Origin of the sequence: Nostoc sp. S13 (assembly GCF_029379315.1) — a bacterium.
In the GTDB taxonomy this organism is placed as follows: Bacteria; Cyanobacteriota; Cyanobacteriia; order Cyanobacteriales; family Nostocaceae; genus Nostoc.
Map to the genome: position 1 here is coordinate 1 of NZ_JAQYWQ010000059.1, position 26061 is coordinate 26061.

Sequence of the window (26061 nt, forward strand, 5' to 3'; positions counted from 1 at the left end):
TTTGACTTTGCCACTCTTCAGATGTACGGAGCTTGTTCAAAACTCAAATAGGATTCCTATATGAGTGATATCGCTAAACAGTGCCAGAAGTTAAAGCAGAATCTTCCTATTGGACACAAATTTTATGGAGAGGTTATAAGTGTCAAGCCGCAGCGTGTGGCGGATTGTCTCATCTGGGTACTGATGGTTACGTAGAATTACCCCACCCTAACCCTCCCCTTGCAAAGGGGAGGGAACTAGAATCTCTTGGTTTCCCCCCTTTACAAGGGGGGATTAAGGGGGGTAATTCGACTTGTGTGTACACCGTAGTGCTAAGGGGAGGGGCTGGGGGTGGGGTGTTAGGGACTTTTGCAAGAGGTCTAATACCTTTGCCAAATCAAAAAATGCCTTGATTCGTAGGTTGGGTTGTGTTATTTCGGAGAACCCATTTGTTATTTTGGCGAACCCATTTGTTATTTTGGAGAACCCATTTGTTATTTTGGAGAACCCATTTGTTATTTCAGCGAACCCATTTGTTATTTCAGCGAACCCATTTGTTATTTCGGAGTACCCATTTGTTATTTCGGCGAATCCATTTGTTATTTCGGCGATCGCTAGTTCAATTTTCATCAAATCAAAGGCGGGTATTATTTCAAACTATGCGATCGCGCCATTCACAACTAATTTTACAGCATACAGAAGGTTTTGAGTCTGTCAAATTTTAGCTAAAATGTTCTAGTGCCATGATTTATTAGCGATTGCTCAAGTTACTCAACGCAACCCATTATGTTACAAACAATTCAAGGAATATACAGGAACGGCAAAATCGAATTAGCTGAAGTCCCACAAAATATTACTGAAAGCCAAGTTTTTGTAACTTTTTTAACTTCTCAATCAGTCAGTTTAGATAGTCAGCTTATGTCTTTTGGTATGTTTTCAGGTTCTCAGCAATCCACTGAGTCTGATTTCAAAGATGCTGAGTTTCATGGCAATGCTGACGAGGCTCTGAGTTAGATATGAATCTATCAACATGAAATATATACTTGATACCCATGCTCTAATCTGGTTTTTAGAAGGTAATTCTCGTTTAAGCCCTATTGTAAAAGCTATTCTTTCCGATGCAACCAGTGAATTAATTTTGCCTGCGATCGCTTTGGCGGAGTCGGTATGGATCGTTAGTCGTGGTAAAACTTCGATTCCTTCTGTTGATGCCTTGTTAAAGGTTGTTAAGAATGATAAACGAGTTTTTATACATCCACTGGATTATAATGTCATTGAAAAAAGTGTAGAACTAACCTCTATCAATGAAATGCACGATCGCCAAATTGTATCAACAGCTTTAGTTGTAGAGAGTCAAGGAAATCAAGTAGCTTTATTAACTTGCGATCAAAATATTTTTGCTGCAAAGTTAATCTCAATTATTTGGTAATTATTTTGCTTTGCGATCGCTAGTTCAATTCTCATCAAATCAAAGGCTGGCATCATTTCAAGCTGATCGCCTCTGGAGTTAGAAAAGTCTATTTACCAGAGGGAAGCTTTAGTTCGATATTTAATTTGTTCCCTATTTCCATAACATTGTTTGTAAAGTCTGTCATACCTGCGATCGGAGCAGCGACTAGAGTAGCAGCAGTTAGTAAAGCTAGTAGACGCTTTTTGAGTTTGGGTAAATTGCGTTCTTTTTCTGGCTTTTGAATTTCTGCTTCTACATCATCAATATCAATGATGATGTCGTCGTGGATTTCTGGCGGGAATTGAGCAGCAGTTTGGCGCAGGTTGCCGATCAGTTGCAGAATTTCGCTGATGTTTGCGCCGCTTGTTTGGGTGAAGTTAGAGGCTTGCTGTCTGGCGTTGTCTTTGACTTCGTTGGCAAAGTTGGCAATGTTTGCGCCTTGAAGGTTATTTGTATTTTCTGTCATGGGTTTATGTTCTCCTTGCTGGTTGTTATTGTAAATGTTGACAATTGTAGAGCGATCGCTTTCTGGATTGCCTTCTTGTATTTTCTGACGCGATTCTAGTGATTTTTTAGCCGACAGCAATACCGCACAAAGCTGAAACTTGTCATAAGCGATCCAATCGAGTAAATCAGTATATAGCTCATCACTTTTATTTATGAATAACTGATTTAAAGTTTCTCTTCCGTTCTTCTCTTCATAATCCGTCAGTCTATTTCTAAATAGATCGAAATCAACCTTTTCAATATTACTACCTGTAATTTTTTCTAAATGTTTACAATAATCTAGTGCTTGATGATACAAGGAATCTGGTAGACTTAGATTTTTATCCAAAAGAAAATTAATTTTTTATTTTAACTCTGAACATAAATTTTGTAAAGGTTTTATATTTTTTTGTAAATCTTGTGATTCTGAATATATTAACAAATAATCTTTCTTAACGTAACGAGGTATTGAATTTTCTTCAATATTGGACTGAATAATATTAATTAAGATTATTGACTTCTTTTTTTCAAACGCTATTCCTAATTTATAAAAACTTTCCGAAGGCATTTCATCACAGTAAGCAAGAATTAGGATGCTTGTTTCATCAAGACTTTTTGCAATCTGATGTATATTGTCTATGTTTAGATTAAGTAAATCATAATTTGTTTCTTCGCAAAGTATTTTTGGATCAGTCTTAAGACATTTAGTGATTAATTGACAGAGTTCAATATAGCTTTCTGGGAAGATAAAATGTAGCTTATCGATATTGACCATTAATAACTATATATCTCCACTAACTATAGATTTGATTTCTGAAGATGATATATTATCGCGCAATATTGTTTTGATAGATATGTCTTCATATTGAGGGACAATTCTTTTTTGTTGATTTTGTCGATTGATAATTGTTTCGTAACCATCTAAGAGTTGACGTAAATCGAGTTTTAATTTTAGTTTGCCGATGGTGATTGTGCTTTCACCCATTGCCTCAAGCCCCAGAAGTTCTTGGTAATCGAAGGGTGGATGTTTAGGATGGTTGGGGATGGGAACCCATTCGGTAATTTCGAGATTGGGGAAGGTGTTGTGGATTTTGTTGAAGACATCGCGGATAATGCCGAGAAATAAGCGGCGGGTTTCTTGGCGGCCGCTAATGGTAATGAAGATTTTTTTGTCTTCGGGATCGGCTTTGATCCGAGCTATGTTGTAAATTTCGTTGTTTTCTTGATATTGCAGCATTACGCCACTGCGCCAATAGATTTGGTTATGAATTTTTTCGTGGGTGATGACGATGAAGCGGGAGATGATGCTTTCGGGGAGAACTTTATAATGGTATTGAAATTCCAGGGTTTCGTCATGGAGTTCTGTTTCGTCTGGTTGGTCTTTGGGCAAAAGTCCCGCAATCAGAAATTGTGGTGGCGTAGATTCTAGTGCAAAGCAAAGCTCAAATTCTTTCATCAGCCCGATCAGATAACTGTGACGCTTGGTGGGGTATCGCTCTGGATTGAGGATGCGGGTGAGATCGTCGGGGGTGAAAATGCCTTTAGTTTGAGTTTTGAGGTTTTCATCGCTCAAGAGCGCGTAAATACCTTCTGTCACCCAGTTGGGTTTGAGGACGTTGGTATCTTTGAGGATGGGATGATCGCGGAAGTTGAGAACTAAGCCGAGTCGATGTAGCAAGTCGATTAGTTGCTCTTGGTTTTGTTCTTCAGGAATATTGTTTTTGTAGCAAATGCCGATATAGCTACTGTAGCTGATGAAGTCTTCAGTCATGGATTCGAGTTGTTGTTTAACCTCAAACCATGTCAGGGGTAGAAGGTCGTAGACTTCTTTGAGGTTGCCAACTTGCTGCAAAATAGCGGTGCGAAGTTCATCAATGCCGATATTGTCTTGGCAGGAGGTTTCGATAATCGCTTGGATGTTAGGATATTTTTCGCGTAATGCCTTGCGGTTGATGTCGAGGGGTTGTTCGTCTTTTTTGTTGCCAACGATAATCACGGGGGAACGTCCGCCGAAGCTTTCGATTAGTTTCAGCCAATATTCGATGCGGTTTTCTTCTTCGCTGGTGCGACAATTACAAACGAGGAGATAGAGGCTGCGCTTAGTCAGAAAAAACTGATGGGTAGCATGATAAATTTCCTGTCCGCCAAAGTCCCAAACATTCAGGCGGATGTCTTTGCTATTGCTATTGACTTGCACGTTCCAAATTTCTACATTGAGTCCGTCGGTTTGGGGTTGATTTTTATCATATTTATCGCGGATTAGTCGCTCGATGAGGGATGTTTTACCGACGCTGCCTTGTCCGATGAGTAAGAGTTTGGCTTCGTTAAGTGGACGCCTTTCACCGCTACGCAGTAATCGCGAGTAATTGAGAATGTCTTTAACTGAACCAACATCATAAGAAGATCCTAAAATCTCTGGTGAAATAGGAAGCGGATTTCCCCGTAAATCTAGTGTTTTCAATTCCAGCAAACTTTCGATCGCCTCTGGAATCTGGGTTATTTGGTTGTTATAGAGGATAAGCTGCGTCAGATTGGTTAATTTAGCGATCGCCTCTGGAATCTGGGTTATTTGGTTGGAACTGAGGATAAGCTGCGTCAGATTGGTTAATTTAGCGATCGCCTCTGGAATCTGGGTTATTTGGTTGGAACTGAGGATAAGCTGCGTCAGATTGGTTAATTTAGCGATCGCCTCTGGAATCTGGGTTATTTGGTTGGAACTGAGGATAAGCTGCGTCAGATTGGTTAATTTAGCGATCGCCTCTGGAATCTGGGTTATTTGGTTGGAACTGAGGATAAGCTGCGTCAGATTGGTTAATTTAGCGATCGCCTCTGGAATCTGGGTTATTTGGTTGGAACTGAGGATAAGCTGCGTCAGATTGGTTAATTTAGCGATCGCCTCTGGAATCTGGGTTATTTGGTTGGAACTGAGGATAAGCTGCGTCAGATTGGTTAATTTAGCGATCGCCTCTGGAATCTGGGTTATTTGGTTGGAACTGAGGATAAGCTGCGTCAGATTGGTTAATTTAGCGATCGCCTCTGGAATCTGGGTTATTTTGTTGCCATCAAGGATAAGCTGCGTCAGATTGGTTAATTTAGCAATCGCCTCTGGAATCTGGGTTATTTTGTTGCCATCAAGGATAAGCTGCGTCAGATTGGTTAATTTAGCAATCGCCTCTGGAATCTCGGTTATTTTGTTGATACTGAGGTGAAGCTGCGTCAGATTGGTTAATTTAGCGATCACCTCTGGAATCTCGGTTATTTTGTTGATATTGAGGTGAAGCTGCGTCAGATTGGTTAATTTAGCGAGCGCCTCTGGAATCTCGGTTATTTTGTTGATACTGAGGTGAAGCTGCGTCAGATTGGTTAATTTCGCGATCGCCTCTGGAATCTGGGTTATTTGGTTGCCATCGAGGTGAAGCTGCGTCAGATTGGTTAATTTAGCGATCGCATCAGGTATTTCAGTTAGCTCTACTCGAATTAAGATAAGTTCCTCTAAATGTAATATTTGCGTTATCACATCGGGAATGCTCTCTAAAGGATTGCCACTAATATCTAACTTACGCAAATTAGGCAAACTTAATAGTTCGAGTGGAAGCGTTTTTAAATTGTTGCTTGAAACCTTTTCGAGATAGCGGTTTCCTACTCGTTCATAATCTTCAACCTTCTTTCCCAAAATCAAAGACTCAAGCTGCTGCAACTTACCAATTTCCACAGGTAACTCAGTCAACTCTTGCCCCGACAAGTCTAACTCTCGCCAACCCTCAGCCACGGCGCGATCTATCAGTACCAACAACTCATCCTGCGTCATAATTCCAAGGAGAAGGGTAAAAGGAAAGAAGATTGATCAAGATTATCTTAACTGAATTAGCGAAAAATGCTAAATTACCACTTGTTGGCAATCGCGCCTTGAAATGATAGGAAAAGCGATCGCGCGAGTGCTAACTTGTCAGTTTGCTGTTTGGGATATTGCGGATTTAGGCTACGCCTACGCATATATCTAAATCTGGTTTCTAGCTATCTCTCTTATGATACCTACGATCAACATTTGGCATTGCTTACAAAATCGAGCGATCGCATCCCTGACAGTACATCACGGGGCAATCACACTATCTAACAAATTTGAATATTTCTACTCATCACTCAAAGTTTCAATTAATAAATCTACTTGCTGCTGTCGCTGCTGCAAAAAACTTTCGCACTGACGTAAATATTCAACAGCTTTAGTAAATTGATCAAAAACCTCTTCCAATTCCAATTCACCCGCCTCAATCCGAGCGATAATTCCCTCTATCTCAACAACCTTCGCCTCATAATTCCAACCTTCCTCAGAACTAGAAGCACTTTTACGTTTAACCATTCAACTCTCTGTGTCCTCTCTCTTGAAAAGTTCAGATCGCCGGAAGCCGGCGCTCCGACTTTTCGCTGCGCCTCTGCGGTTCGTTTATTTCCATAACCTTCACTTTAACCCCACCCTGCCCCAACTGAATCATTAACTCTTGCCCCACAGCCAACTCCGATGCAGAACGAGCGATCGCCCCATTTTCCCGCCTAACCACTGCATAACCACGCTGTAACACCGCTTTCGGGTCAAGACTAGCCAACTTCTGCCGTAATAACTCTAGATGCTGCGTTGCTTGCTGCGATCGCCCCGTCGTAATTTGCACCAATTGCTGACGTTTCCAAGCTAGCTTTTGCACCTCTTGCTGCACTTGTCGATCTAACCGCAAACGCCGCAAACGATTTTGTAATACTTGCAGTTTATTCTCAGCATTTTCCCTAAAGTCATGCACCGCTTCATGTAAAGCCACAACTCGCTCCCGATGCTCAGTATACAACTCTGAAAGGGCTGGCACAACCATTTCCGCCGCCGCAGTCGGTGTATGCACACAAGCATCTGCAACTAAATCTGCTAAAGATTCATCTCGTTGATGACCGATACCGGTAATTACAGGAATGGAACAACTAGCAAGCGATCGCACCACTCGTTCATCATTAAAACAAGCCAATTCCTCAACTGCGCCACCACCCCGCGATAAAATTAGCACTTCGGCGCGACCATCTCTTTCCACCCGCTCAATTGCTTTGACGATAGATTCCGGCGCTTGCTCACCTTGTACAGTAGCTGGAGAAAATAAAACCTGTAAACCTGGATACCTTTGCTTGAGGGTTTTTTGAATATCACCCCAAGCAGCAGCCGTTGGTGAAGTGACGACAGCGATAGTTTGGGGGTGGATTGGGAGCGATCGCTTTCTTTGAGCATCGAATAACCCCTCAGCCAGCAAGCGATTTTTTAGTTGTTGATAGCGCAGCGCCTGTAAACCAACACCAGCAGGTAGAGTCTGCCAAACTGATAACTGATACTCTCCCCGTTGCGGATAAACGCGAATACTACCCAAAATGATTATTTGCTCACCGGGAACGGGTATCTGGGCGAGTTTTGGCAATTGGCTATTCCATACTACACACTTAATTCCGGCGGTGCGATCGGTATCTTGCAGCGTGAAAAATAAACCACTGCGATGATGGTTAGCGCTGGAAACTTCGCCAGTTACCCAAACTTGCCGTAATTGTTCATCTTGCTCTAACAGCAAGCGGATATAGTCAGTTAATCCAGATACTGAAAGCGCTGTATCGAGAATTAGAGAGTCGGGAAGGTCGAAAGTCATCAAAGATGCCTGAAAGCATTTGTGCTGGAGCGATTTTAGCATTTTAATCAAAACAGAAGTCTATGCTAGTAAACGCTTTAATCTTTTGTAGACATCATCATCATTGCGCTTACCGACTAAAATCACTTCTACTAAATCTTGATCGGGAAAATACCTGTAAACAATTCGATATTCACCACTATCAACTCGATATAAACCCTGATAACCAGATAGCTGCTCACTATCAGCGGGTAAAGGCTCAACATTCAAAGCCAAAACCTTTTTTGCAATCTGTGCTGCTATTTTAGGCTGTAAACCGTTCAGAAAATCAAGAACAGTTGCTAGACCATCAAGCTTCGCCATTAGCTAAATGCTCTAGTGCAGATGTAAAAGCCTCCGCACCAATCATTTTGGACTGACTCAGAGCAACTTCAGCTGCTTGACCAAAAACCATATCCTCTAATTCTTCCAGCCGATTAATTAATTTTTGGTAGCTCTCGGCTGAGATAATCACATGACTAGGCCGTGATTGCTTAGTTAGTAGGACTGGCTCAGTAGCAGCCTTATCAAAAACCTCACCGTGTTTGTTACGAGCATCTGTAAGAGTGTAAGTCTGCATAGCAATTTTGACTACTTTAGATATTTTGACTATATTTTAGCAGATAAATCTTCTCATCTCAATTCTGGCTCAAGATAATATAGTGTTCATTATTGAATGTGAGATTTTCTAATGCGCGTTAAAGCAATAGGTGATTAATCCTTCTGAGACTGGAGTAACTGGCTAGGACGTGCCATCTTCACAGCAAGATAAAGATCCGGATAGTGAACAAATATATAGTGTTCATACTTGTACCAATGCATTTCACCCTTTTCTTTGTTACAAACCTGGCAAATAACCCATAAATTCTTGAATTCCATTGATAACCAAGGATACTGTGACCGAGGTAGCTTGTGATCTATTGTCTTACCACCTTTGTCAGAGTAGTGAGATGCACAAATTGGACAATACCAGTCTGAATTTTCTCTCACCCAATCTTTACTCTCTTGAGTTGTACCACACTCATGATCACCATTAATATAGCGCCAGTAATCGAATTCTCTATAATTTTCAAAATCTTGATAAGTTAATCTGTTATATCGCTTGTTACCAATTTTGTCCGCAAGCTCAAATAATTCTTTAAGTTCTTTACCTTCAAGATTAACCATATTTTTTACTAAAATTTGACAGTTCTATATGTCTTGATATTTTGTTTATTTTGAGATTTAATATTCTTATTTTTACTGAAATCAATAAATTCCATCTCAGTATCAGGAAACTGCTTATCTATTTCTTCTGCTACCTCATTAACTTCTCTAGATAAGCTCTGGTTATACTCTTTTATTTCTTGATTAGTGAGATATTTATTACCAATACGATCAGCCTCGATAAATAATTCCTCAAGTGTTAATTCTTCAAGCTGGTAATTATCTATAAACTCCTCTACTTTCTGATAAAGCTTAATAACATTCTCCCAGCCAATATTCTTATAAAATTCTTCTTTTAGCCAAGTTTGATCTTTTTTATGAAGCTTATTTCGATTCTTGGAGTTAGCAAGTTGAACAACCCGATAACTCATTCCTCTAAAATTCCTTTTTTTGCTTTTTGGATTATTCATATAATTAGTACTTTATCCTAAAGTCCATTTAAAAAAAGTAATTACTGCTTTCCGAATTTCACTGTCTTCATATTGGAGAATTGTTTTAGTATTAATAGCTAATTTAAGTCTAATTTGATCCACTAAACTTTTTAGAGATTTATTGTCTTTTTTGAGTTGTTCATTCACCTCGGTTAAATTTTTGTTTTGAGAATATATTGTCTTTAGTTCAACTGCTAAAATACTATTTCTCTGAAACAAGCTTTTAATTTCGGCTTCATATTTTTCTCTTTCCTGTTTTGGATACTTTTTAACTTGGTCAATTTTGGCAGCATACTCCTGCTCCTTCAACTCAATCTCTCTAGTTTTCTTCGTTACCAGACCTTTCTGGGCAGCTTGAAGGCGTTGACGCTTAATTAGTTCAGAACCAGCAAAAGGCGAAATAGCTCTGCGAATGGTAATTTCATCAGGATTGGTACTAAAGTCAATTACTTCCAAAGCACGCATAGCATCTGCTTTTGTCCATGCCTCACTTTCAAGTAACTTAATAGCCTGTGACTTATTCACGTTTGCTTAAGATGATTAATGTGATTTATATTACAATAATATCAGTATATTATCTCCATGCCAATAGGCCAAATTTAACAAAAACGCTAACTTTACTAAACTTATCGATACCGGGGACTACTGGAGTTTATGTTGTGAGTGAGCAAAATTCAACCTTTCAATGATCGCGCCGCGTTGTACTAGGCTTTTATCTTTCCAAAATAAAGCAGTCTAACTATGTAGACTGCGTAAGGTCAGTTGTTTAGATAATTTTTCTTTGAAAACCCCTTGCTTACCCAGCCAAAAAAAGCTATCTCTGAATGCAAGTTGGTATCATTGTGCAAGACTACCCTAATCTGGTAGCGATCGAGTTACGATCTTGTCATACCCTTTTTTTGATTTGAGAAGTCCTATTCCAGAATTTTCTGGTTAAAATAGTATATCTGTTCTACTCACACTCCCAAAGCAACACTCCTTAAAACCATATATTTAGAGGCATTAGAGGCAGGAATGGCTATCAACACCGATACTTCTGGCAAGCAAAAAGCGCTGACTATGGTGCTCAACCAGATTGAGCGCAGCTTTGGTAAAGGAGCAATCATGCGCCTGGGGGATGCTACCCGGATGCGGGTAGAGACGATTTCTAGTGGGGCGCTCACGTTGGATCTAGCATTGGGTGGTGGTTTACCCAAGGGTCGGGTAATTGAAATTTATGGCCCGGAAAGTTCCGGGAAGACTACAGTAGCACTACATGCACTCGCCGAAGTGCAAAGAAATGGCGGTATTGCTGCCTTTGTTGATGCTGAACACGCCCTTGACCCCACCTATGCTGCGGCATTGGGTGTAGATATTGACAATTTGCTGATTTCTCAACCTGACACTGGCGAATCAGCTTTGGAAATTGTCGATCAACTTGTTCGCTCTGCTGCGGTTGATATTGTAGTCATTGACTCAGTAGCAGCACTGGTTCCTCGCGCTGAAATTGAAGGCGATATGGGTGATATCCACGTCGGTCTGCAAGCGCGGTTGATGAGCCAAGCCCTACGTAAGATTACGGGAAATATTGGTAAATCTGGTTGTACAGTAATTTTCATTAACCAGTTGCGGCAAAAAATTGGTGTTACTTATGGTAGCCCAGAAACCACAACTGGCGGTAATGCATTGAAGTTCTACGCTTCGGTGCGCTTGGATATTCGCCGGATTCAAACTTTGAAAAAAGGTACAGAAGAATTTGGGAATCGCGTCAAAGTTAAAGTAGCTAAAAATAAAGTAGCTCCGCCTTTTAGGATTGCGGAATTTGATATTATTTTTGGCAAAGGAATTTCTACCTTGGGTTGTATTGTAGACTTGGCAGAAGAAACTGGCGTACTTGTCCGCAAGGGAGCTTGGTACAGCTACAATGGCGACAACATTTCTCAAGGACGAGACAACGCCATTAAGTATCTAGAAGAAAAGCCTGAATTTGCTGAACAAATTAAGCAACTAGTGCGTGAAAAGCTAGATAAAGGGGCTGTTGTTTCTGCTAACTCTGTAGCTAAACCCAGTGATGGCGATGAAGAGGAAGAAGTCGATTTAGAGCTAGAAGAATAAGGAATGTGGATTTATTAATCTGCAACTTTTAATCTGTAGTGGGTTACAAAGAGAGCTAACCCACCTTTTCCAAGGTATTAATGAGTTACAGCAAGCCATAAAAATGATTGCTTCTAGATGACGAGCAATCATTTTTATGGCTTTTTTCGTTGTGCTCAGATAATTTCCAATTTTTTAGCTGGTATTATATCATATTTGTCTATTAAAAAAGCGGTCTAAAATTTCTGATTTCTGTTCTGAACTGAAGTTACGATAAATTTTAGCCTTAAGTAGTGACCAATGATAGCCTAGACGGATGCGATCGCCATCTTTGAGCTTGATCGGCAGATCAGCGCGATCGCCATACTGTTGAAATCAATATGTTGAATAGGATAGCTCCGAAATCTAAACTTTCAACTTACAACAAGCCTCGTTTACCATTGGGGCGGATGGTCATCCAATTTGTTTTTGCTAGTGCTAGCTGCTCATCAGAAATTTTGGCACTGGTAAGATTAGCACCACACAAATTTGCTCCTCGGAGGTTAGCATTGCTAAGATAAGCATTGCTGAGGTCTGCGCCTCGCAGGTCTGCCCCTTCTAAATCAGCATGGTTAAAGTATGCCTTAGTCAAATCAGCATCCTTGAGATTTGCGCGAGTCAGACTGGCTCTGCCAAAGTCACTATTTTGGAGATTAGCCCCCTGGAGATTGGTTTTTTGCAATTGAGCGGAATGGAAATTTGTTTGGGATAAGTCAGCACCTTGCAGGTTCAGCAAACTTAAATTGTGTAGGGCAAAATCCCGTCTTCCCTTCAGATAAGCTGTTAATAAACCTTGAGTATCTAACTTCCGCTCAACTTTAGAATTTTGAAATTGCGAACTACTGCTGTTGCTGTTAGTTAAAGTCGTTGATTTGGCCATCCCAGAACCGTGCTGTAATCCAGCCGCTTCCGCTGCCTTGGCTCGCCTAGCGCGAATTGCTGCCGCTACCTGTGCCACTCCGACACTGGTGACAGCAGCAGAAGGGTTGTTAGATAAAACAGCAGAATTTTCCCGATGGTTGTATGTTCGCTCTTTAGCTCCACTATTAGATTTAGTCAGTAAACCCTTTGCTAAACTATCTAAATATGGTTCTATTTCCAATGCTCTGAGAACTTCTGCCGCTGACTGATAGCGATTACGTACAGATACCTCTAACATTTTTCGGAACACATTGCTCAAGTGGTCACTCACTTGCACAAGCTGCTCCCACATCATCTCGCCAGTGTTGGGATTGTAATCTAAATCTCTAGGAGTTTTGCTAGTCAATAAATAAATGCATGTCACTCCCAGTGCATAGATATCACTGGCGTAGACTGGACGCATAGCCATTTGCTCTGGAGGTGCAAAACCAGGAGTACCGATAGCATATGCAGTTAATGCTGTCTGTCCTGATTGACTTATTGCACCTTGGCTAACTTGGTCTTTGACGGCACCAAAGTCGATGAGTACCATTCTGGAATCTTGAGTGCGGCGAATTAAGTTGGCTGGCTTGATATCACGGTGAATCACTTTTTGCTCGTGAATGTATTGCAGTAGTGGCAAAATCTCGCTCAAAAATTGCTTGACTCCAGTTTCACTCATGATGCCGTTAAGTTTGACCTCCTCCTGCAAGGTATCACCACTAATGTATTCTTGAACTAAATAGAATTGTTCATGATCTTCAAAATAGTCTAATAATCTTGGTACTTGCGGATGATTGCCAATCTTACCTAGAGTTTTGGCTTCTCGCTCAAACAGTTCTCTGGCCATCTGTAAAACGTGTGGGGCGCTTCCTGATGGGCGTAATTGCTTGATTACGCAACTCGGTTCTCCTGGTAAGCCTTGATCATTGGCTAAGAAGGTTGCTCCAAAGCCACCCTGACCTAATGGTTTGATCACCTGATAGCGATCGCGCAACAGTAGTTGCGAGCCACAAGACTGACACCTTTGGCTATATACCAAATTTTCTGGATTGGGACAGATAGGATTTAAGCAGTAGCTCATGCACCCTCAACTCGCTGCACGAATAATCACGGGGAATCTTATACTCTGTTTCTGTTATACTCTTTTTCAATTATTTAAATATTAATCAATTCTTGCCAGGTAATTTTTGCTGGAAATCCTTTGAAGAGTTTCTAAAGTTTAAGTCAGATTACGTAAAGCGATCGCCAAAAGAAGATAGTTTATTATACCTAGACTGATAAATCCTATTTAGATGACTTTATACCAAATCGTAATTCCTGATGAGGTTTTTTTTTAAGCTTGCTACGGGCAGTGTGCTGCTCTCCCGACTCGCTAACGTAATTCGGAATTGAGAAAGTCAAATTTAATCTGGGTTTGCCGATGATTGTATCTGTAGTCTTATTTTGGAGAATTGGTCTTTAAAAGTATTGGAGGGCAGTGCCCAATGCCAGTTGCTCTACTTCAGGAGACCTGAAGTAGAGCAACTGGCTCCCCTACAGAAAATCGCTGTAGAATTTTGGATGCCCAAATTTGGAGGCAATTTAGAATCATCTCCATTACTTGTTAACAGACTATTAGCTGGCTTTCATGTTCACACTAATCAGCTGTTCGATAAGTGCAACAACATCACTGCGGCTGAGTTTCTCTTTACCATTAGCAAGAGCGTCAAGAGTGCCATTAGCTAAGGTTAAGGGAATTTGGCAAAAATCTAAGGCTGGGCCAGTCGGAAGATTTTTGGTATAAGCTTCTGCCAAGACTAGATTGCGCCGCGCATACTCTTGCATATTTGCTGCACTCCAACCCTCTGGGAAAAAGTCTACCCCACGCCCTAAATCTTCAGTATGATTACGCAGGATATTAACTGCTTGTAAACCCCGACCAAACCCAATTGCCTGGGTACGGTTAGTTTGGGTTCCATCGTACCAAGTCCATAAGTCGGATAGTAACAATCCCACTGCACCTGCAACCCCAAAGGTATAACGATCCAAATCAGATTCTGTGTAAATTTTCCAGTTTCTTTCTGCCCAGTAAGCCATCCGGTCTGCCATTGCAGCAGTAGCATCCCAAATTCGAGGTGCAATGGTCTCTGGTGCTAACAGCGACCATTCTCTAATTCTCACAGTGACTTCTTGTAAGGTATTCTCATACCCACTAAATCCTGCAAAGAAAGCATCTACCGCGAAGCCATCAACTCCTGCCTGTAATGTCAGGCTAATCGTTTTTAACAGCTTTGCTTTAGTAGCGTTATCTAGTTCGGGATGATCTTCAATTTCATCAATGGCACGCATACACAAATATGCTGATGCTACTGCTTCTTGCAATCCTGGCGGTAAAAGACTAATTGGGATATAAAAAGTTCGGCTAGTTTCTTTGAGGATTTGCAATGCATCTCTACGTAAATTCATGTTTTCACTCCCCACTTGATTTTTGCACCACATGAAGTTTGCAGTTTTTTGATGATACTGGATATAGTTTTGACTAAACCTTAAAAACTATAGACCATAAGATACGCTAGTATTTCATCTAAAAATTAATAGTTTTTGGTGTTGCAATTAATAAAACTCTCAAATTTATCAAACTCTAATCTAGTATATAGGTTTTTGGCTGCAAAAATGCGTCAGGTGTCGTTTGATATAGCTTTCATCAACTTTTAGCTTATATATAAAGAATTATGGTAATATTTGGTTTATTACCGCGAAATTTTTCTCTGAGCAAACATCTATTTTTGGGATTTGAAAGTGGTTAAAGTCTGCGTTAATTTGACTAACAAAGTGTAATTATTGTATATATAAAGACAATTTCGGAAAAGCTGGTAACGGATAACAGTAACTATACGTATCTTTGAGGTGCGAACGGCGGCTTGCCGAAGAGTTAAAGTAAGTTAAATTGGATATAAATGCCTGCGATCGCTGGGTTAGGCTACGCCTACGCTTGATTGGTTACAGTGGGAGCCTCCTTGCTGTTGAAAGTGAAATAAAGTGACCAAAACCCAGAATCAGAAGTTCCCGTATATTTACTAAATTGACAATAAACAACTGGGCTGTTTGCCCACTCAACAAAATATTTGTGAATATTTGCGCCTCTTTGGCTTAGTAAATCTATCAATAATTAACGGGAAGTGATACAAAATGGATGTTATTAGAGATGTTCTTGATAACCAATTAGTTGATCGCAATCAGCGCAAAATGGGTAAAGTCGATGGCATTGTGATGGAGTTGCGCGATCGCGAACCACCACGACTTGCTTATATTGAAGTAGGAGTAACAACCGTTACCAGACAGACGGCTAAGAGACTTACGCACGAGTTACGGAATAGCGAACCGCAGAGGCGCGGAGGACACGGAGAAATCAGAGTTTGAGAGATATTTTACGTAAGTCCTAAATACTAATCGCTAAAACCTGCTCTTCCCGGTATTTTCAAACCAGGATTAGAGAGCAAATAGAGGCAACGCCTTACCGGAGCTAGGTTGTGATATAGCGTTTCCTAATCAGATAAGGTACATCTTAGCCCCCTCCTCGCTTTCTCTTAGGGGGGTGGGGTTCAGTACCTACTCAACCGAGAACCGCTATAAATCTTTGTAACGACAACATTTTGTGCATTACAAAAATCACTCTTGCTAAAAAATATCTGCTAATCTCTCACCCAACTTCTAGCGAAAGAAAGAGTTTCAGGCTGAGTATCTCTGTAATCATGAATGCGGAGAAGTTTTAACCTGCTGAATAACTAATATGCCGCAATATTTCGGAAAACTACCCACTACTAACCAACCTTGGACAACTGTTAGCAATGTAAAAGCTGTAACCTGGGACAATAGTATTATTAATTTTGACTGTGGCGACTCACGTCTTACCATCAGCGTACTTGCTCCCAATTTAATCCGCGTGCGTTTCGCACCAACAGGGGAATTTATGCCTCGCCGTTCTTGGGCAGTGACGCTGGATGATGCAGAATGGGCGACAATACCTTTTGTGGTGCGGGAAACTGAAGCAACGATAGAAATTGAAACAGCACAGATTCGTGTATGTGTCCAACGAGAAAAGTGTCGCATTACCTATTTTGACAAAGCTAATCGCCCCTTTGCTCAAGATGCAGAGATGGGGATGGGTTGGCGGATGGGCGCAGTTGCGGGATGGAAGCAAATTGCAGCCGATGAACATTTCTATGGCTTTGGTGAACGCACAGGCTGGCTAGATAAACTCAGCGAAGTAAAAAGCAACTGGACAACGGATGCCTTAGATTATGATTCACTTACTGATGAAATGTACCAAGCAATTCCATTTTTTATGGCTTTGCGTCCGCAGGTAAGCTATGGCATGTTTTTCAATACCACTTTTTGGAGTCAGTTCGATATCGGTGCTGAACAACCAGGTATTTGGAAAATGGAAACTCGTGGCGGTGAATTGGATTATTACATTATCTATGGCCCCGAACCTGCCCAAATTCTGGACACATACACTCAGCTAACTGGGAGAATGCCATTACCGCCGAAATGGGCGCTAGGTTATCATCAATGTCGCTGGAGTTACGAATCAGAAACTGTTGTGCGGGAACTAGCAAAGGAATTTCGCCAACGCCGTATTCCCTGCGATGTCATTCACTTGGATATTGACTATATGCGGGGTTATCGCGTGTTTACTTGGAGTCCTCAACGTTTCCCCAACCCGGCAAAACTCATTAGTGATTTAGCAGAGGATGGTTTCAAAACAGTTACAATCATTGATCCTGGTGTGAAGTATGAACCAGAAGGCAATTATGATGTTTTTGACCAAGGAATAGAAAACGACTATTTTGTGCAGAAAGCTGATGGTACATTGTTTCACGGCTACGTTTGGCCTGAGAAAGCTGTTTTTCCTGACTTTTTACGTCCTGATGTGTGTAACTGGTGGGCTGATTTACACAAAAACTTAACTGATGTTGGTGTGGCAGGAATTTGGAATGATATGAATGAACCTGCCATAAACGATCGCCCTTTCGGTGATGATGGTGAAAAGATTTGGTTTCCGCTAGATGCACCGCAGGGAGGAGAGGAAGAAAATCCAAAATCCAAAATTCAAAATCCAAAATCTAAAATTGATGTGACTCATACAGAAGTGCATAATTTGTATGGGTTGATGATGGCTAAAGCCTCCTATGAAGGGTTGGAACGGCATCGAAGCTCTGAGCGATCGTTTGTGTTAACGCGATCGGGTTATGCTGGGGTGCAACGCTGGTCTTCTGTGTGGATGGGAGATAACCAATCGTTGTGGGAGCATTTAGAAATGTCTCTGCCGATGCTTTGCAATATGGGACTTTCGGGTGTGGCGTTTGTGGGTTGCGATATTGGCGGATTTGCTGGTAACGCTACAGCTGAATTATTCGCTCGGTGGATACAAGTAGGAATGCTTTACCCATTGATGCGCGCTCACTCGGCAATGTCTACTGCTCGTCATGAACCTTGGGTATTTGGCGATCGCGTTGAAAATATCTGTCGAGAATATATTAATCTACGTTATCAACTACTTCCCTACATTTATAATCTTTTCTGGGAAGCGGCAACAACTGGCGCACCGATTTTAAGACCATTATTGTACCATTTCCCCAACGATCCGAAAACCTATAGCCTCTACGATCAAGTATTGCTAGGTGTGTCGCTGATGGCTGCACCAATTTACCGCCCTGGAGTTGAGCATCGATCTGTCTACTTACCCCTTGGCACTTGGTATGATTGGTGGAGTGGCGATCGCTATGAAGGCCCAATTCACATTCTTGCCCATGCACCACTCGAAAAAATGCCCCTGTATGTCCGTGGTGGTGCGATCGTTCCCATGCAACCTGTCAAGCAATACGTTGATCAAGCCCCACTCGACGAGATCCGATTCCGAATTTGGCTTGGTAATAACGAATATCAGCTATTTGAAGATGATGGATACACAAACAAGTATCAAGATAAAATGTTTTCGCAAACAAATATCAGCGTATTTACTGAGTCTAATCAAACAGTAGTTGAAATTGCTGCGAGAATAGGAGAATGGACACCTCCACCGCGTGAAGTGATTGTAGAACTTGTTGGTGTTGGAGAGCAACGTTTCCAAGATGATGGTAAGCGACATACTCTGCAATTCTGAAATACTCACAAAGGTGGTTTTTTGAATCACCTTTATTTCTAATTCTCAATTCTGCAAGCAAAAGTATGCATCGGGATAGATGAAAAGTAAGTTAAGGAGTGGCTTAAAATACAAAAGATATAAATAGTTAAACCGTAAGAAATACGTAAGTTTACTACGCTAGATAGATGCGGTTAGAAAACACTAAATGTTAAATATTAACCGCTTGCGGCTGCAAGATAGATATAAAATCCCGACAAATCGACTTGTGGCAAAAGTTGCAGGTGCGATCGCGGTTTTTGTTGGCAGCTTGGTACTAGTTGGCTGGTGTCTTGGCATTGAAGTTCTTAAACGCGGCTTCCCTGATAGTCCTGCCACAATGAAAGTCAACACAGCGCTATGTTTTGTGCTGTGTGGTGTGTCGCTCTGGCTATTTTTAAAAGCAGAGGGAAACAATTCAAAATTCAAAATACCCTACGGTAACGCCAAGGGCGTACAAAATTCAAAATTATTCCCGACTCTGCAAATTTCTAGGATCTTTGCAATAGCTGTCACCACAATTGCTGCCCTCACACTCTGTGAATATCTCTTTGCCTGGGATTTCGGCATTGACGAGCTACTGTTCCGTGATTCGCCAATTACTATAACCACATCGTATCCGGGGCGAATGGGGGTGAGTACAGCGCTAAACTTTATATTGGTCAGCGTTGCCCTACAGATTTTGATTCATCCAAAAACCCACCGCAGTTATTGGTATGTCCAGATTATCGCTCTGATCGTTACTTTAATTTCCTTTCAGGCGCTCATGGGCTATGCCTACAAAGTGAAAGTTCTTTACGGATTTGCCCCTTATACAACATCAATGGCGTTACACACAGCGCTGTTGTTCCTCTTATTAAGTATCGGCATTCTGTGGGCGCGGGCAGAACAGGGGTTAATGAGGGTAGTTACAAGTGATAGCTACGGCGGCTTACTTGCACGTCGTTTATTAATTGCCGCGATCGCAGTACCTTTTGGATTAGGATGGGTAATTGTTGAAGGTCAACGGGCAGGACAATACGATCTGGCTTTTGCAGTATCAGTGTTTGCGATCGTCCTAATTGTAATTTTTACTATTTTGATTTGGCAAAGTGCGGCGGTTATTGAACGCCTTAGCGAGCAACGCGACTGCGCCCAAGAAGCACTGAGAACCTACGAAGCTAAACTGGGAAGTTTTGTAGATGCTAACGTCATCGGCATTCTCTTTGGCGACGTGTATGGCGGTATCGAGCAGGCAAACGACGAATTCTTGAGGATGATTGGTTACACACGCGAGGATTTGTTAGCAGGTAGATTAAGTTGGAGCAATATCACCCCACCAGAGTATTTATATTTAGACGAGCGAGGTATCGCTGAAGCACAAGGTAACACTAACGCTGCTTGTACGCCCTATGAGAAAGAATATATTCGCAAGGATGGTAGCCGCGTCCCGGTTTTAGTTGGTTACGTGCTGCTAGGAGAAAACCGGAAAGAGTCAGTAGCGTTTATCCTTGACTTGAGCGAACCCAAGCAAGCAGAAGCAGAGCAACAAAAATTAGTATCGCTGGTAGAAAATAGCTCTGACTTTATCGGCATCGCCACCCTTGAGGGTGAATTACTCTATATAAATGATGCAGGTCAAAAGTTGGTAGGGCTTGCAAGCCTTGATGAAGTCAGGCAAAAAGCAGTTTTAGATTACGTCATGCCCAAAGACAAAGCCTATTTTCAAGAACATATACTGCCGACTGTGCTATTACAAGGGCGCTGGCAGGGAGAATTCTGCTTTTGCCATCTCCAAACAGGTCAACCGATACCAGTTGATTACAACATCTTCACTGTTACAGACAACAAGACAGGTCAGCCAATTGCCTTAGCAACTGTGACTCGCAACATCAGCGAACAAAAACAGATTAAGGAACAAATCTTACAACTAAACAAGGATTTACAGCGCCGGATTACTGAGTTACAAACTCTGTTGGAGGTCATTCCCATTGGAATTGGCATTGCCGAAGATCCAAAATGCCAAAATATCAAGGTCAACCCTGCTTTTGCCAAGCAGTTGGGGATATCCTCAGATACAAATGCTTCCTTGGACGAAAAACCGACAAGCTTTAAATTCTACCGCGAGGGAAGGGAACTGTCAGCAGAGGAACTCCCAATGCAATACTCTGCTACTCATGGTGTCGAAGTTCTAGATTGTGAACTCGATGTCGTCCATGAAAATGGAAAAATTGTCAACCTGTTGGAGTATGTTGCACCCCTATTTGACGAAGAGGGTAAAACCAGAGGAAGCGTTGGTGCATTTTTAGATATTACGGAGCGCAAACAGGCAGAGGAAGTACTCCTAAATCAGCAAAAATGGCTGGAGGATGTGTTAAATCTGATGCCAAGACCGTTGCTGTTTATTGAACCAGGAACGGCGCGGGTAACTTTTGCCAATCGCTCTGCTAACGAATTAGCTGGGGGCGAATTTCCCAAAGGTGTACCAGCCGGAGATTATCACACAGTTTACCACTACACGAATGCAGCTGGCGATCGCATTCCCAATGAGCAAATGCCAGGAGTGCGGGTTTCCCTTGGCGAACGCCTGAATGGATTGGAGGTAGACTGGCACACTCCCGGTGGTGTACGCTCTCTACTGGTATTTGCTGATACCCTACAAGCAATGCACGGTCATCCGGCTACCTGTATCTTGGTGTTCCAAGAAATCAGCAACCTGAAGCACATAGAAAAAGCCCTCTCATTAGGTTACAAAAGGCTAAAGCTACTATTCAACACAGCTAACGATTTACTATCCAGCCAGCAACCAGTAGTACTAATCGATAGCGTCTACCGAAAACTCTCACAGCAAATTGGTTTAGATATTTACTTTAACTATTTGGTTGAAAATAACTCTCAGGTAATGCGGCTAGAGTCTTACAGTGGTATTTCTCAGGAACTGGCAAAGGAAATTGAATCTTTGGCATTTGGTGAAGCGGTTTGCGGTACTGTAGCCCAGAAGCGTTGTGCAATAGCTGTAGATAATGTGCAGCAATCAACTGAAGAGAAAACAGAATTGATTCGCTCTTTAGGTATTACTGCTTATTATGGTTATCCATTAATCGCCCAAGGACGGCTGTTGGGTACTCTTTCTTTTGGCAGCCGCACTCGGTTAAGCTTCACCGACAATCAAAAGGGGATGATGCAGGCAGTATGCGACCAAATAGCGATCGCAATGGAACGGGCTAGTTTAATTGCTTCTTTGCAACAACAAACTGAGCAGTTGCAAGAGGCTAACCGGATGAAGGATGAATTCTTAGGGATATTGTCTCACGAATTGCGATCGCCCCTGAATGCCATCCTGGGCTGGGCGCAACTACTGCAACGAAGTAAGCTCAATGAAACCCTAATGGCTAGGGCTGTGGAGACAATTGAGCGCAATGCGAAAGCCCAAACCCAGCTAATTGAAGACTTGCTGGATATATCACGGATGATTAGAGGTAAGTTACGCCTCAATGTCCTTACTTGTAATTTAGTTCCGATGATTGAGTCAGCCATCGAAACTGTTAGTCTAGCCGCCCAGTCCAAAAAAATCGATTTAAGATTTTCCCTGATTCCTTCAAAAGAAACGCGAAATGCGCCACCGGGGATACTCCCCGTGGAGACTTTCGCGCAAAATGCGCCACCGGGGATACTCCCCGTGGACACTTTTGCGCAAAATTCAGATTTGGGATTAGGAATCAACCCCGAAAATCTAGAATCTTCAGAAGCACAATCCCAAACCAGTCAATACTCAGAGGACAGCAATCTGAGTGAAAATTCTCAATTCTTAGTATCCGGGGATTTCGAGCGCTTGCAACAAATTATCTGGAATCTGCTATCCAATGCCATCAAATTCACGCCCGTGGGAGGGCGGGTAGAGATGCAATTGTCAGTAGTTACAGGCGAAGAAAAACAACAGACAACGGATAAATATGCCCAAATTCAAGTAATTGACACAGGCATTGGTATCAGTCCTGATTTTCTTCCTTACGTCTTCCATCGCTTTCGTCAAGCTGATAGTTCTAACACTAGAGCCTATGGTGGATTAGGACTAGGATTAGCGATCGTCAGTCATTTAGTAGAATTACATGGCGGTACTGTCCACGCAAATAGTCCAGGTAAAGAACAAGGAGCGACGTTTACAGTCAAAATACCACTTCTAAAGAGTCCGCCCTTTTGCCCTTGTGCCCCTTTGCCTCTCTCTGCCTCTGTCCCCTTCTCCCTCCTTGGCGTGCGTGTGCTAGTAGTAGATCAGCAAGCCGATACCCGTGAATTCATCACCACAGTACTGCAACAGTGCCAAGCCGAAGTCCAGGCTGTAGCATCAGTTCCAGAAGCATTGCAGGTAATTACACAGTGGAAACCAGATGTTTTAGTCAGCGATATCGGTATGCCCCAAGAGAATGGTTATTCTTTGATCCGCCAACTGCGATCGCAACCACCAGAATTAGGCGGAAATATTCCCGCCGCCGCGTTGACAGATGATGCTAGGGCAGAGGATCGGATGCGAGCTATACAAGAAGGTTATCAGCTACATTTACCTAAACCTATTGAAGCCGCTGAGTTAGCTACAGTAGTCGCTAGCCTTGTGGGACGGACTTAGAGAGAATGGGGAGTGGGGAGTGGGGAGTGGTTTTAAATATTTCCTATATGTATGAATGGGAAATGGATGAAGAGAGAATGAGGAGTGGGGAGTGGGGAGTGGGGAGTGGGGAGTGGGGAATATGAATTAAGCTCTTCTATTTAGGAACGTGGATTAAATAAAATGGAAAACTTCATCCTGTCTCTAGCTTCCCTCTCCAATATATCGGAGAGGGATTGAGAGTGAGGTAAGCCAAGGACATAAATTGTATGTTATTTAATTCTTATTCCTTACCTAGACTCAGGAGTTTGTTGCAGGCGTAATAGGCTATCGTAAACCTGCCGTTTTAAAATATTGTTATTTTGTAATTCTATAGTAATTTTGTTGAACTGATCAAAGCTCAAACCATTATCTTGGACAATTTTTTGAGCGCGGGTACAGTAATTCACTGCAATATCTTGAGCCTTCCTGGGAAGATTATTTATGCTATTAGAATCGTTACAAACAATTTTGGGAATTTCTCCATTGCCAATAAGTTTTTTAATTTCTTCAAAGGCATTTTGACGTGCTGGCTCCATTGCTAGCACGGCTTGAGCATAGCTGTTGATTTCAGTATTGTTAACTATTGGTGCTGGAGTTTGACTGTAAGCTTTTGAACTCAATGGAAAAGCGTTGAAGATCACACCCGCAGTAGCGATCGCGCCGAAAAAGAATGATTGGTCAAGGATTCGCTTTCGGCTAGATCGGGAAAATAAATGGGAAATTTTCTTCATATACTGTGTGACACAAAACTACATCAGGGATATTATAAGGACTTGGAATTATTTTCGGAGTTGGAAGTTCCAGCAACTGCTAAATACATCAAGCTTTTATATTTCATTGTCAATTTCCTCGGCATAGTTGACAAAGTTCGATTATTTTAGTCTGGAGTGTTGATATTTCTGATGCTCCTTGCTTGAGGCTCACTTCTAACTCCAATAGTAGGGGTAAGCAAAAGATTAACTGTTGCACAGAAAGCAGCCTGATTTCTTGCTGTAAAAAGTAGATCCGTTTTGGATTCCCGATATCAGCAGCTTGAGCGATCGCTTGTTGATTCCGTTCCCCACTTTCCATCATAATCTTGACCCATAGCCAAGTGCGAAATTGTCCAATCAGTGTGGCAACTATCCGTAATCCCGGCTCGGAAGCATTGCTTAAATCTGCCAACGTTGTCAAAGCTTTAGCTGTATCTCCTGTTCTGATTGCTGCTGCTAATTGTAAGCTATTTTGAGTAGTATTTCTTACTAGCTTCGTAACAGTACTTACGTCTAAAGGCTGATTGCTACCTTGAGAATATAGCCGCAATTTCTCTAGTTCATTGTAGAGTAATCGTGTATCATTTCCTACAGACTCTGCCAACAGATGGGCAGTATTGGCATTCAGTTTCACGCCCACAATCTGGGCTGCTTGATTAACAGATTGCACCAGTAATTCTGTTTTCCAAGGGGGAATGAGCGGAAATTCTCGGAACTCGGTAGCAAATTTTTTTAATAATTTCGTGGATTTGAGGCGTTCATCTGGCTTGTTGCGGCTGGTGAGTAGCAAAAACGAGTTTTCGGGAATCACAGGTAGCGATCGCACCAATTCTCCTAACACATTCTCTGGACAGTGCTGACACAGAGTAGTATTTATCAGCCATACCAAGCGCCCACCAGCCCCAAAAGTGGGTGTCATCACCTGATTTAACCCCTGAATCGCAGCATCAGCCTGCTCTGGGGGGAATGCAGTGTAATTAAAACTTATCCATTGGGGATCGAGGATGCGATCGCGCAGCATAGCGATCGCTTTTTCTATGGCAAAATCATCCTCACCCCAGTAAACATAGATTGGCATAGATAAACCTTTTATTAGATGGGGCATTGGGCATGGGGCATTGGGCATGGGGCATGGGGCATGGGGCATGGGGCATGGGGCATGGGGCATGGGGCATTGGTGAAGAGTTAATATTTATAACTCCTAACTCCTAACTCCTAACTCCCCACTCCCCACTCCCAAAAACTAAATACTTTTGAAATCATTCTGTTAATCTGGATAATTTTCCCTAAAATCTATCAAGTGAGAGCGTGAGGCTATGAAGATTGGACGATAACTTTCAAACTTACTTAAATCGGTTAGCACGACTGACGCTGCCAGAAGCCTACAGATCCCAAGCCCAGCATATTCAGGAATCTTCTAAATTTCAGCCAGATTCTGGGTTGAGGCAAGCAGCGTCCTTTCCTGGCTATACGCTAATTACCCCGCCTGCGGCAGAAGAAGAATCACAAAACTCTGCTTTCTATGCCAAATTACAGACTTATCAACAGGAACTTTTACAGTTGCCTGTAAACCGTAATTTGATTGTACCTGTACCTCCTGCTAGCTTCCATCTAACTTTAGCCGATTTAATTTGGGACAATGCTTACCTTGACACCTACGAAAAAAATCCCAAATTTGACGAGGAGTTACACTCTTGTTTAGCCGAAATGTTTCAGCAATATCAACAATTGATGACAAATAGGAGTCATCCGATTAAATGGCAAATGCTGGGACTAATACTGATGCCAAGAGCTGTAGCCGTTTGCTTAGTACCCAAGGATGAACGCTGCTACGAGGAAATTATTAAATTTCGCCGAACAATTTATCAAAATCCCAAGTTAATTGCTTTGGGTATTGAGCAGCATTATCACTTCACAGCCCATGTTACATTAGCCTATTTTGGGGAGGTTTCATCTGACTTAGACCGCGCAAGTTTCAGCACAATGCTTTCTCAATTGAATGAACAATGGCTGTTTAATTTGCCAGAATTTTTGATTCATCGCGTCGAATTGCGGAAGTTTGACAATATGACACGCTATTATCGTGAACCAGACTGGCCGATTTTAGATTTTTAAGTAATTAGTTAGTAGTCAGTGAGTAAAAACCACTGACTACTGATTATTAGTTATGTCTTACTGAAAACGAAGCAATTATCTAAATAGTTTAAAATTAAAACATATAGATAAAAGCAAATTACGCTGACTCGGCAAAGTAACTGTTGCAATTCTCCA

The 26061-nt window shown here is 41.9% G+C and carries 21 protein-coding genes; 7 read left to right on the forward strand and 14 right to left on the reverse strand.

Annotated features, from left to right (window positions below):
- Positions 1 to 765: 765 nt before the first annotated feature.
- Positions 766 to 993 carry a hypothetical protein gene (locus PUQ00_RS18420; RefSeq protein WP_300419235.1) on the forward strand — a complete coding sequence of 76 codons (228 nt, stop codon included), beginning with the start codon at positions 766 to 768 and terminating at the stop codon, positions 991 to 993.
- Positions 994 to 1009: 16 nt separating this feature from the next.
- A complete protein-coding gene (locus PUQ00_RS18425; RefSeq protein ID WP_300419237.1) occupies positions 1010 to 1408 on the forward strand; it encodes a PIN domain-containing protein in 399 nt (132 codons plus the stop codon).
- An 88-nt stretch (positions 1409 to 1496) separates the two neighbouring features.
- Here PUQ00_RS18425 and PUQ00_RS18430 read toward each other — a convergent pair whose 3' ends face one another.
- The 10 genes from PUQ00_RS18430 to PUQ00_RS18475 all read right to left on the reverse strand — a co-directional run bounded on the left by PUQ00_RS18430 (position 1497) and on the right by PUQ00_RS18475 (position 9761).
- Positions 1497 to 2264: a hypothetical protein gene (locus tag PUQ00_RS18430; protein WP_300419239.1), complete on the reverse strand. Its 768-nt coding sequence runs from the start codon at positions 2262 to 2264 to the stop codon at positions 1497 to 1499.
- 15 nt (positions 2265 to 2279) lie between these two features.
- The gene (locus tag PUQ00_RS18435) at positions 2280 to 2690 is read right to left on the reverse strand and encodes a hypothetical protein (protein WP_300419240.1); all 411 of its coding nucleotides are present in this window, start codon (positions 2688 to 2690) and stop codon (positions 2280 to 2282) included.
- 6 nt (positions 2691 to 2696) lie between these two features.
- Positions 2697 to 5723 carry a leucine-rich repeat domain-containing protein gene (locus PUQ00_RS18440; protein ID WP_300419242.1) on the reverse strand — a complete coding sequence of 1009 codons (3027 nt, stop codon included), beginning with the start codon at positions 5721 to 5723 and terminating at the stop codon, positions 2697 to 2699.
- A 321-nt stretch (positions 5724 to 6044) separates the two neighbouring features.
- The gene (gene xseB, locus PUQ00_RS18445) at positions 6045 to 6272 is read right to left on the reverse strand and encodes an exodeoxyribonuclease VII small subunit (RefSeq protein WP_300419243.1); all 228 of its coding nucleotides are present in this window, start codon (positions 6270 to 6272) and stop codon (positions 6045 to 6047) included.
- Positions 6273 to 6303: 31 nt separating this feature from the next.
- Positions 6304 to 7581 (reverse strand): exodeoxyribonuclease VII large subunit, encoded by a 1278-nt coding sequence (xseA, locus tag PUQ00_RS18450; RefSeq protein WP_300419245.1) that lies wholly within the window; start codon positions 7579 to 7581, stop codon positions 6304 to 6306.
- 60 nt (positions 7582 to 7641) lie between these two features.
- Positions 7642 to 7923, reverse strand: a complete 282-nt coding sequence (locus PUQ00_RS18455) for a type II toxin-antitoxin system RelE/ParE family toxin (protein ID WP_292805626.1) — start codon at positions 7921 to 7923, stop codon at positions 7642 to 7644.
- Entirely contained in the window at positions 7910 to 8179 is a 270-nt protein-coding gene (locus PUQ00_RS18460) for a type II toxin-antitoxin system Phd/YefM family antitoxin (protein ID WP_300419247.1), read from the reverse strand. The genes PUQ00_RS18455 and PUQ00_RS18460 overlap by 14 nt, the downstream gene beginning before the upstream one ends.
- A 134-nt stretch (positions 8180 to 8313) precedes the next feature.
- Positions 8314 to 8766, reverse strand: a complete 453-nt coding sequence (locus PUQ00_RS18465) for an HNH endonuclease signature motif containing protein (RefSeq protein WP_300419249.1) — start codon at positions 8764 to 8766, stop codon at positions 8314 to 8316.
- An 8-nt stretch (positions 8767 to 8774) separates the two neighbouring features.
- A complete protein-coding gene (locus tag PUQ00_RS18470) occupies positions 8775 to 9215 on the reverse strand; it encodes a hypothetical protein (RefSeq protein WP_300419251.1) in 441 nt (146 codons plus the stop codon).
- A gap of 12 nt (positions 9216 to 9227) precedes the next feature.
- A complete protein-coding gene (locus tag PUQ00_RS18475; RefSeq protein ID WP_300419254.1) occupies positions 9228 to 9761 on the reverse strand; it encodes a hypothetical protein in 534 nt (177 codons plus the stop codon).
- Positions 9762 to 10250: 489 nt separating this feature from the next.
- Here PUQ00_RS18475 and recA point away from each other — a divergent pair, with 489 nt between their 5' ends.
- A complete protein-coding gene (gene recA / locus PUQ00_RS18480; protein ID WP_300419255.1) occupies positions 10251 to 11330 on the forward strand; it encodes a recombinase RecA in 1080 nt (359 codons plus the stop codon).
- A gap of 397 nt (positions 11331 to 11727) precedes the next feature.
- Here the strand turns inward: recA and PUQ00_RS18485 are convergent, their stop codons facing one another.
- Positions 11728 to 13332, reverse strand: a complete 1605-nt coding sequence (locus tag PUQ00_RS18485) for a serine/threonine-protein kinase (protein ID WP_300419257.1) — start codon at positions 13330 to 13332, stop codon at positions 11728 to 11730.
- A gap of 533 nt (positions 13333 to 13865) precedes the next feature.
- Entirely contained in the window at positions 13866 to 14696 is an 831-nt protein-coding gene (locus tag PUQ00_RS18490) for a phytoene/squalene synthase family protein (RefSeq protein ID WP_300419259.1), read from the reverse strand.
- A gap of 723 nt (positions 14697 to 15419) precedes the next feature.
- Here PUQ00_RS18490 and PUQ00_RS18495 point away from each other — a divergent pair.
- From PUQ00_RS18495 to PUQ00_RS18505, 3 genes are all read left to right on the forward strand, one after another.
- The gene (locus PUQ00_RS18495; protein WP_300419261.1) at positions 15420 to 15650 is read left to right on the forward strand and encodes a hypothetical protein; all 231 of its coding nucleotides are present in this window, start codon (positions 15420 to 15422) and stop codon (positions 15648 to 15650) included.
- 370 nt (positions 15651 to 16020) lie between these two features.
- The gene (locus tag PUQ00_RS18500; RefSeq protein ID WP_300419263.1) at positions 16021 to 18396 is read left to right on the forward strand and encodes a glycoside hydrolase family 31 protein; all 2376 of its coding nucleotides are present in this window, start codon (positions 16021 to 16023) and stop codon (positions 18394 to 18396) included.
- A gap of 187 nt (positions 18397 to 18583) precedes the next feature.
- Entirely contained in the window at positions 18584 to 23017 is a 4434-nt protein-coding gene (locus tag PUQ00_RS18505; RefSeq protein ID WP_300419265.1) for a PAS domain S-box protein, read from the forward strand.
- 269 nt (positions 23018 to 23286) lie between these two features.
- Here PUQ00_RS18505 and PUQ00_RS18510 read toward each other — a convergent pair whose 3' ends face one another.
- Both PUQ00_RS18510 and holA read right to left on the reverse strand, forming a co-directional pair.
- Entirely contained in the window at positions 23287 to 23769 is a 483-nt protein-coding gene (locus tag PUQ00_RS18510) for a DUF4168 domain-containing protein (RefSeq protein WP_300419267.1), read from the reverse strand.
- A 109-nt stretch (positions 23770 to 23878) separates the two neighbouring features.
- A complete protein-coding gene (holA, locus tag PUQ00_RS18515; RefSeq protein ID WP_300419284.1) occupies positions 23879 to 24868 on the reverse strand; it encodes a DNA polymerase III subunit delta in 990 nt (329 codons plus the stop codon).
- Between the two features lie 245 nt (positions 24869 to 25113).
- Between holA and PUQ00_RS18520 the strand changes: the two genes are divergently transcribed.
- Positions 25114 to 25905 carry a DUF1868 domain-containing protein gene (locus PUQ00_RS18520; RefSeq protein ID WP_300419269.1) on the forward strand — a complete coding sequence of 264 codons (792 nt, stop codon included), beginning with the start codon at positions 25114 to 25116 and terminating at the stop codon, positions 25903 to 25905.
- Positions 25906 to 26061: the final 156 nt, after the last annotated feature.

What these genes read in the sequence shown, in the direction of transcription:
- PUQ00_RS18420 (WP_300419235.1), top strand. Translation starts at nt 766, where the DNA reads ATGTTACAAACAATTCAAGGAATATACAGGAACGGCAAAATCGAATTA.
- PUQ00_RS18425 (WP_300419237.1), top strand. Translation starts at nt 1,010, where the DNA reads ATGAAATATATACTTGATACCCATGCTCTAATCTGGTTTTTAGAAGGT.
- PUQ00_RS18435 (WP_300419240.1), bottom strand. Translation starts at nt 2,690, where the DNA reads ATGGTCAATATCGATAAGCTACATTTTATCTTCCCAGAAAGCTATATT.
- PUQ00_RS18440 (WP_300419242.1), bottom strand. Translation starts at nt 5,723, where the DNA reads ATGACGCAGGATGAGTTGTTGGTACTGATAGATCGCGCCGTGGCTGAG.
- xseB (WP_300419243.1), bottom strand. Translation starts at nt 6,272, where the DNA reads ATGGTTAAACGTAAAAGTGCTTCTAGTTCTGAGGAAGGTTGGAATTAT.
- xseA (WP_300419245.1), bottom strand. Translation starts at nt 7,581, where the DNA reads ATGACTTTCGACCTTCCCGACTCTCTAATTCTCGATACAGCGCTTTCA.
- PUQ00_RS18455 (WP_292805626.1), bottom strand. Translation starts at nt 7,923, where the DNA reads ATGGCGAAGCTTGATGGTCTAGCAACTGTTCTTGATTTTCTGAACGGT.
- PUQ00_RS18460 (WP_300419247.1), bottom strand. Translation starts at nt 8,179, where the DNA reads ATGCAGACTTACACTCTTACAGATGCTCGTAACAAACACGGTGAGGTT.
- PUQ00_RS18465 (WP_300419249.1), bottom strand. Translation starts at nt 8,766, where the DNA reads ATGGTTAATCTTGAAGGTAAAGAACTTAAAGAATTATTTGAGCTTGCG.
- PUQ00_RS18470 (WP_300419251.1), bottom strand. Translation starts at nt 9,215, where the DNA reads ATGAATAATCCAAAAAGCAAAAAAAGGAATTTTAGAGGAATGAGTTAT.
- recA (WP_300419255.1), top strand. Translation starts at nt 10,251, where the DNA reads ATGGCTATCAACACCGATACTTCTGGCAAGCAAAAAGCGCTGACTATG.
- PUQ00_RS18485 (WP_300419257.1), bottom strand. Translation starts at nt 13,332, where the DNA reads ATGAGCTACTGCTTAAATCCTATCTGTCCCAATCCAGAAAATTTGGTA.
- PUQ00_RS18490 (WP_300419259.1), bottom strand. Translation starts at nt 14,696, where the DNA reads ATGAATTTACGTAGAGATGCATTGCAAATCCTCAAAGAAACTAGCCGA.
- PUQ00_RS18495 (WP_300419261.1), top strand. Translation starts at nt 15,420, where the DNA reads ATGGATGTTATTAGAGATGTTCTTGATAACCAATTAGTTGATCGCAAT.
- PUQ00_RS18500 (WP_300419263.1), top strand. Translation starts at nt 16,021, where the DNA reads ATGCCGCAATATTTCGGAAAACTACCCACTACTAACCAACCTTGGACA.
- PUQ00_RS18505 (WP_300419265.1), top strand. Translation starts at nt 18,584, where the DNA reads ATGTTAAATATTAACCGCTTGCGGCTGCAAGATAGATATAAAATCCCG.
- PUQ00_RS18510 (WP_300419267.1), bottom strand. Translation starts at nt 23,769, where the DNA reads ATGAAGAAAATTTCCCATTTATTTTCCCGATCTAGCCGAAAGCGAATC.
- holA (WP_300419284.1), bottom strand. Translation starts at nt 24,868, where the DNA reads ATGCCAATCTATGTTTACTGGGGTGAGGATGATTTTGCCATAGAAAAA.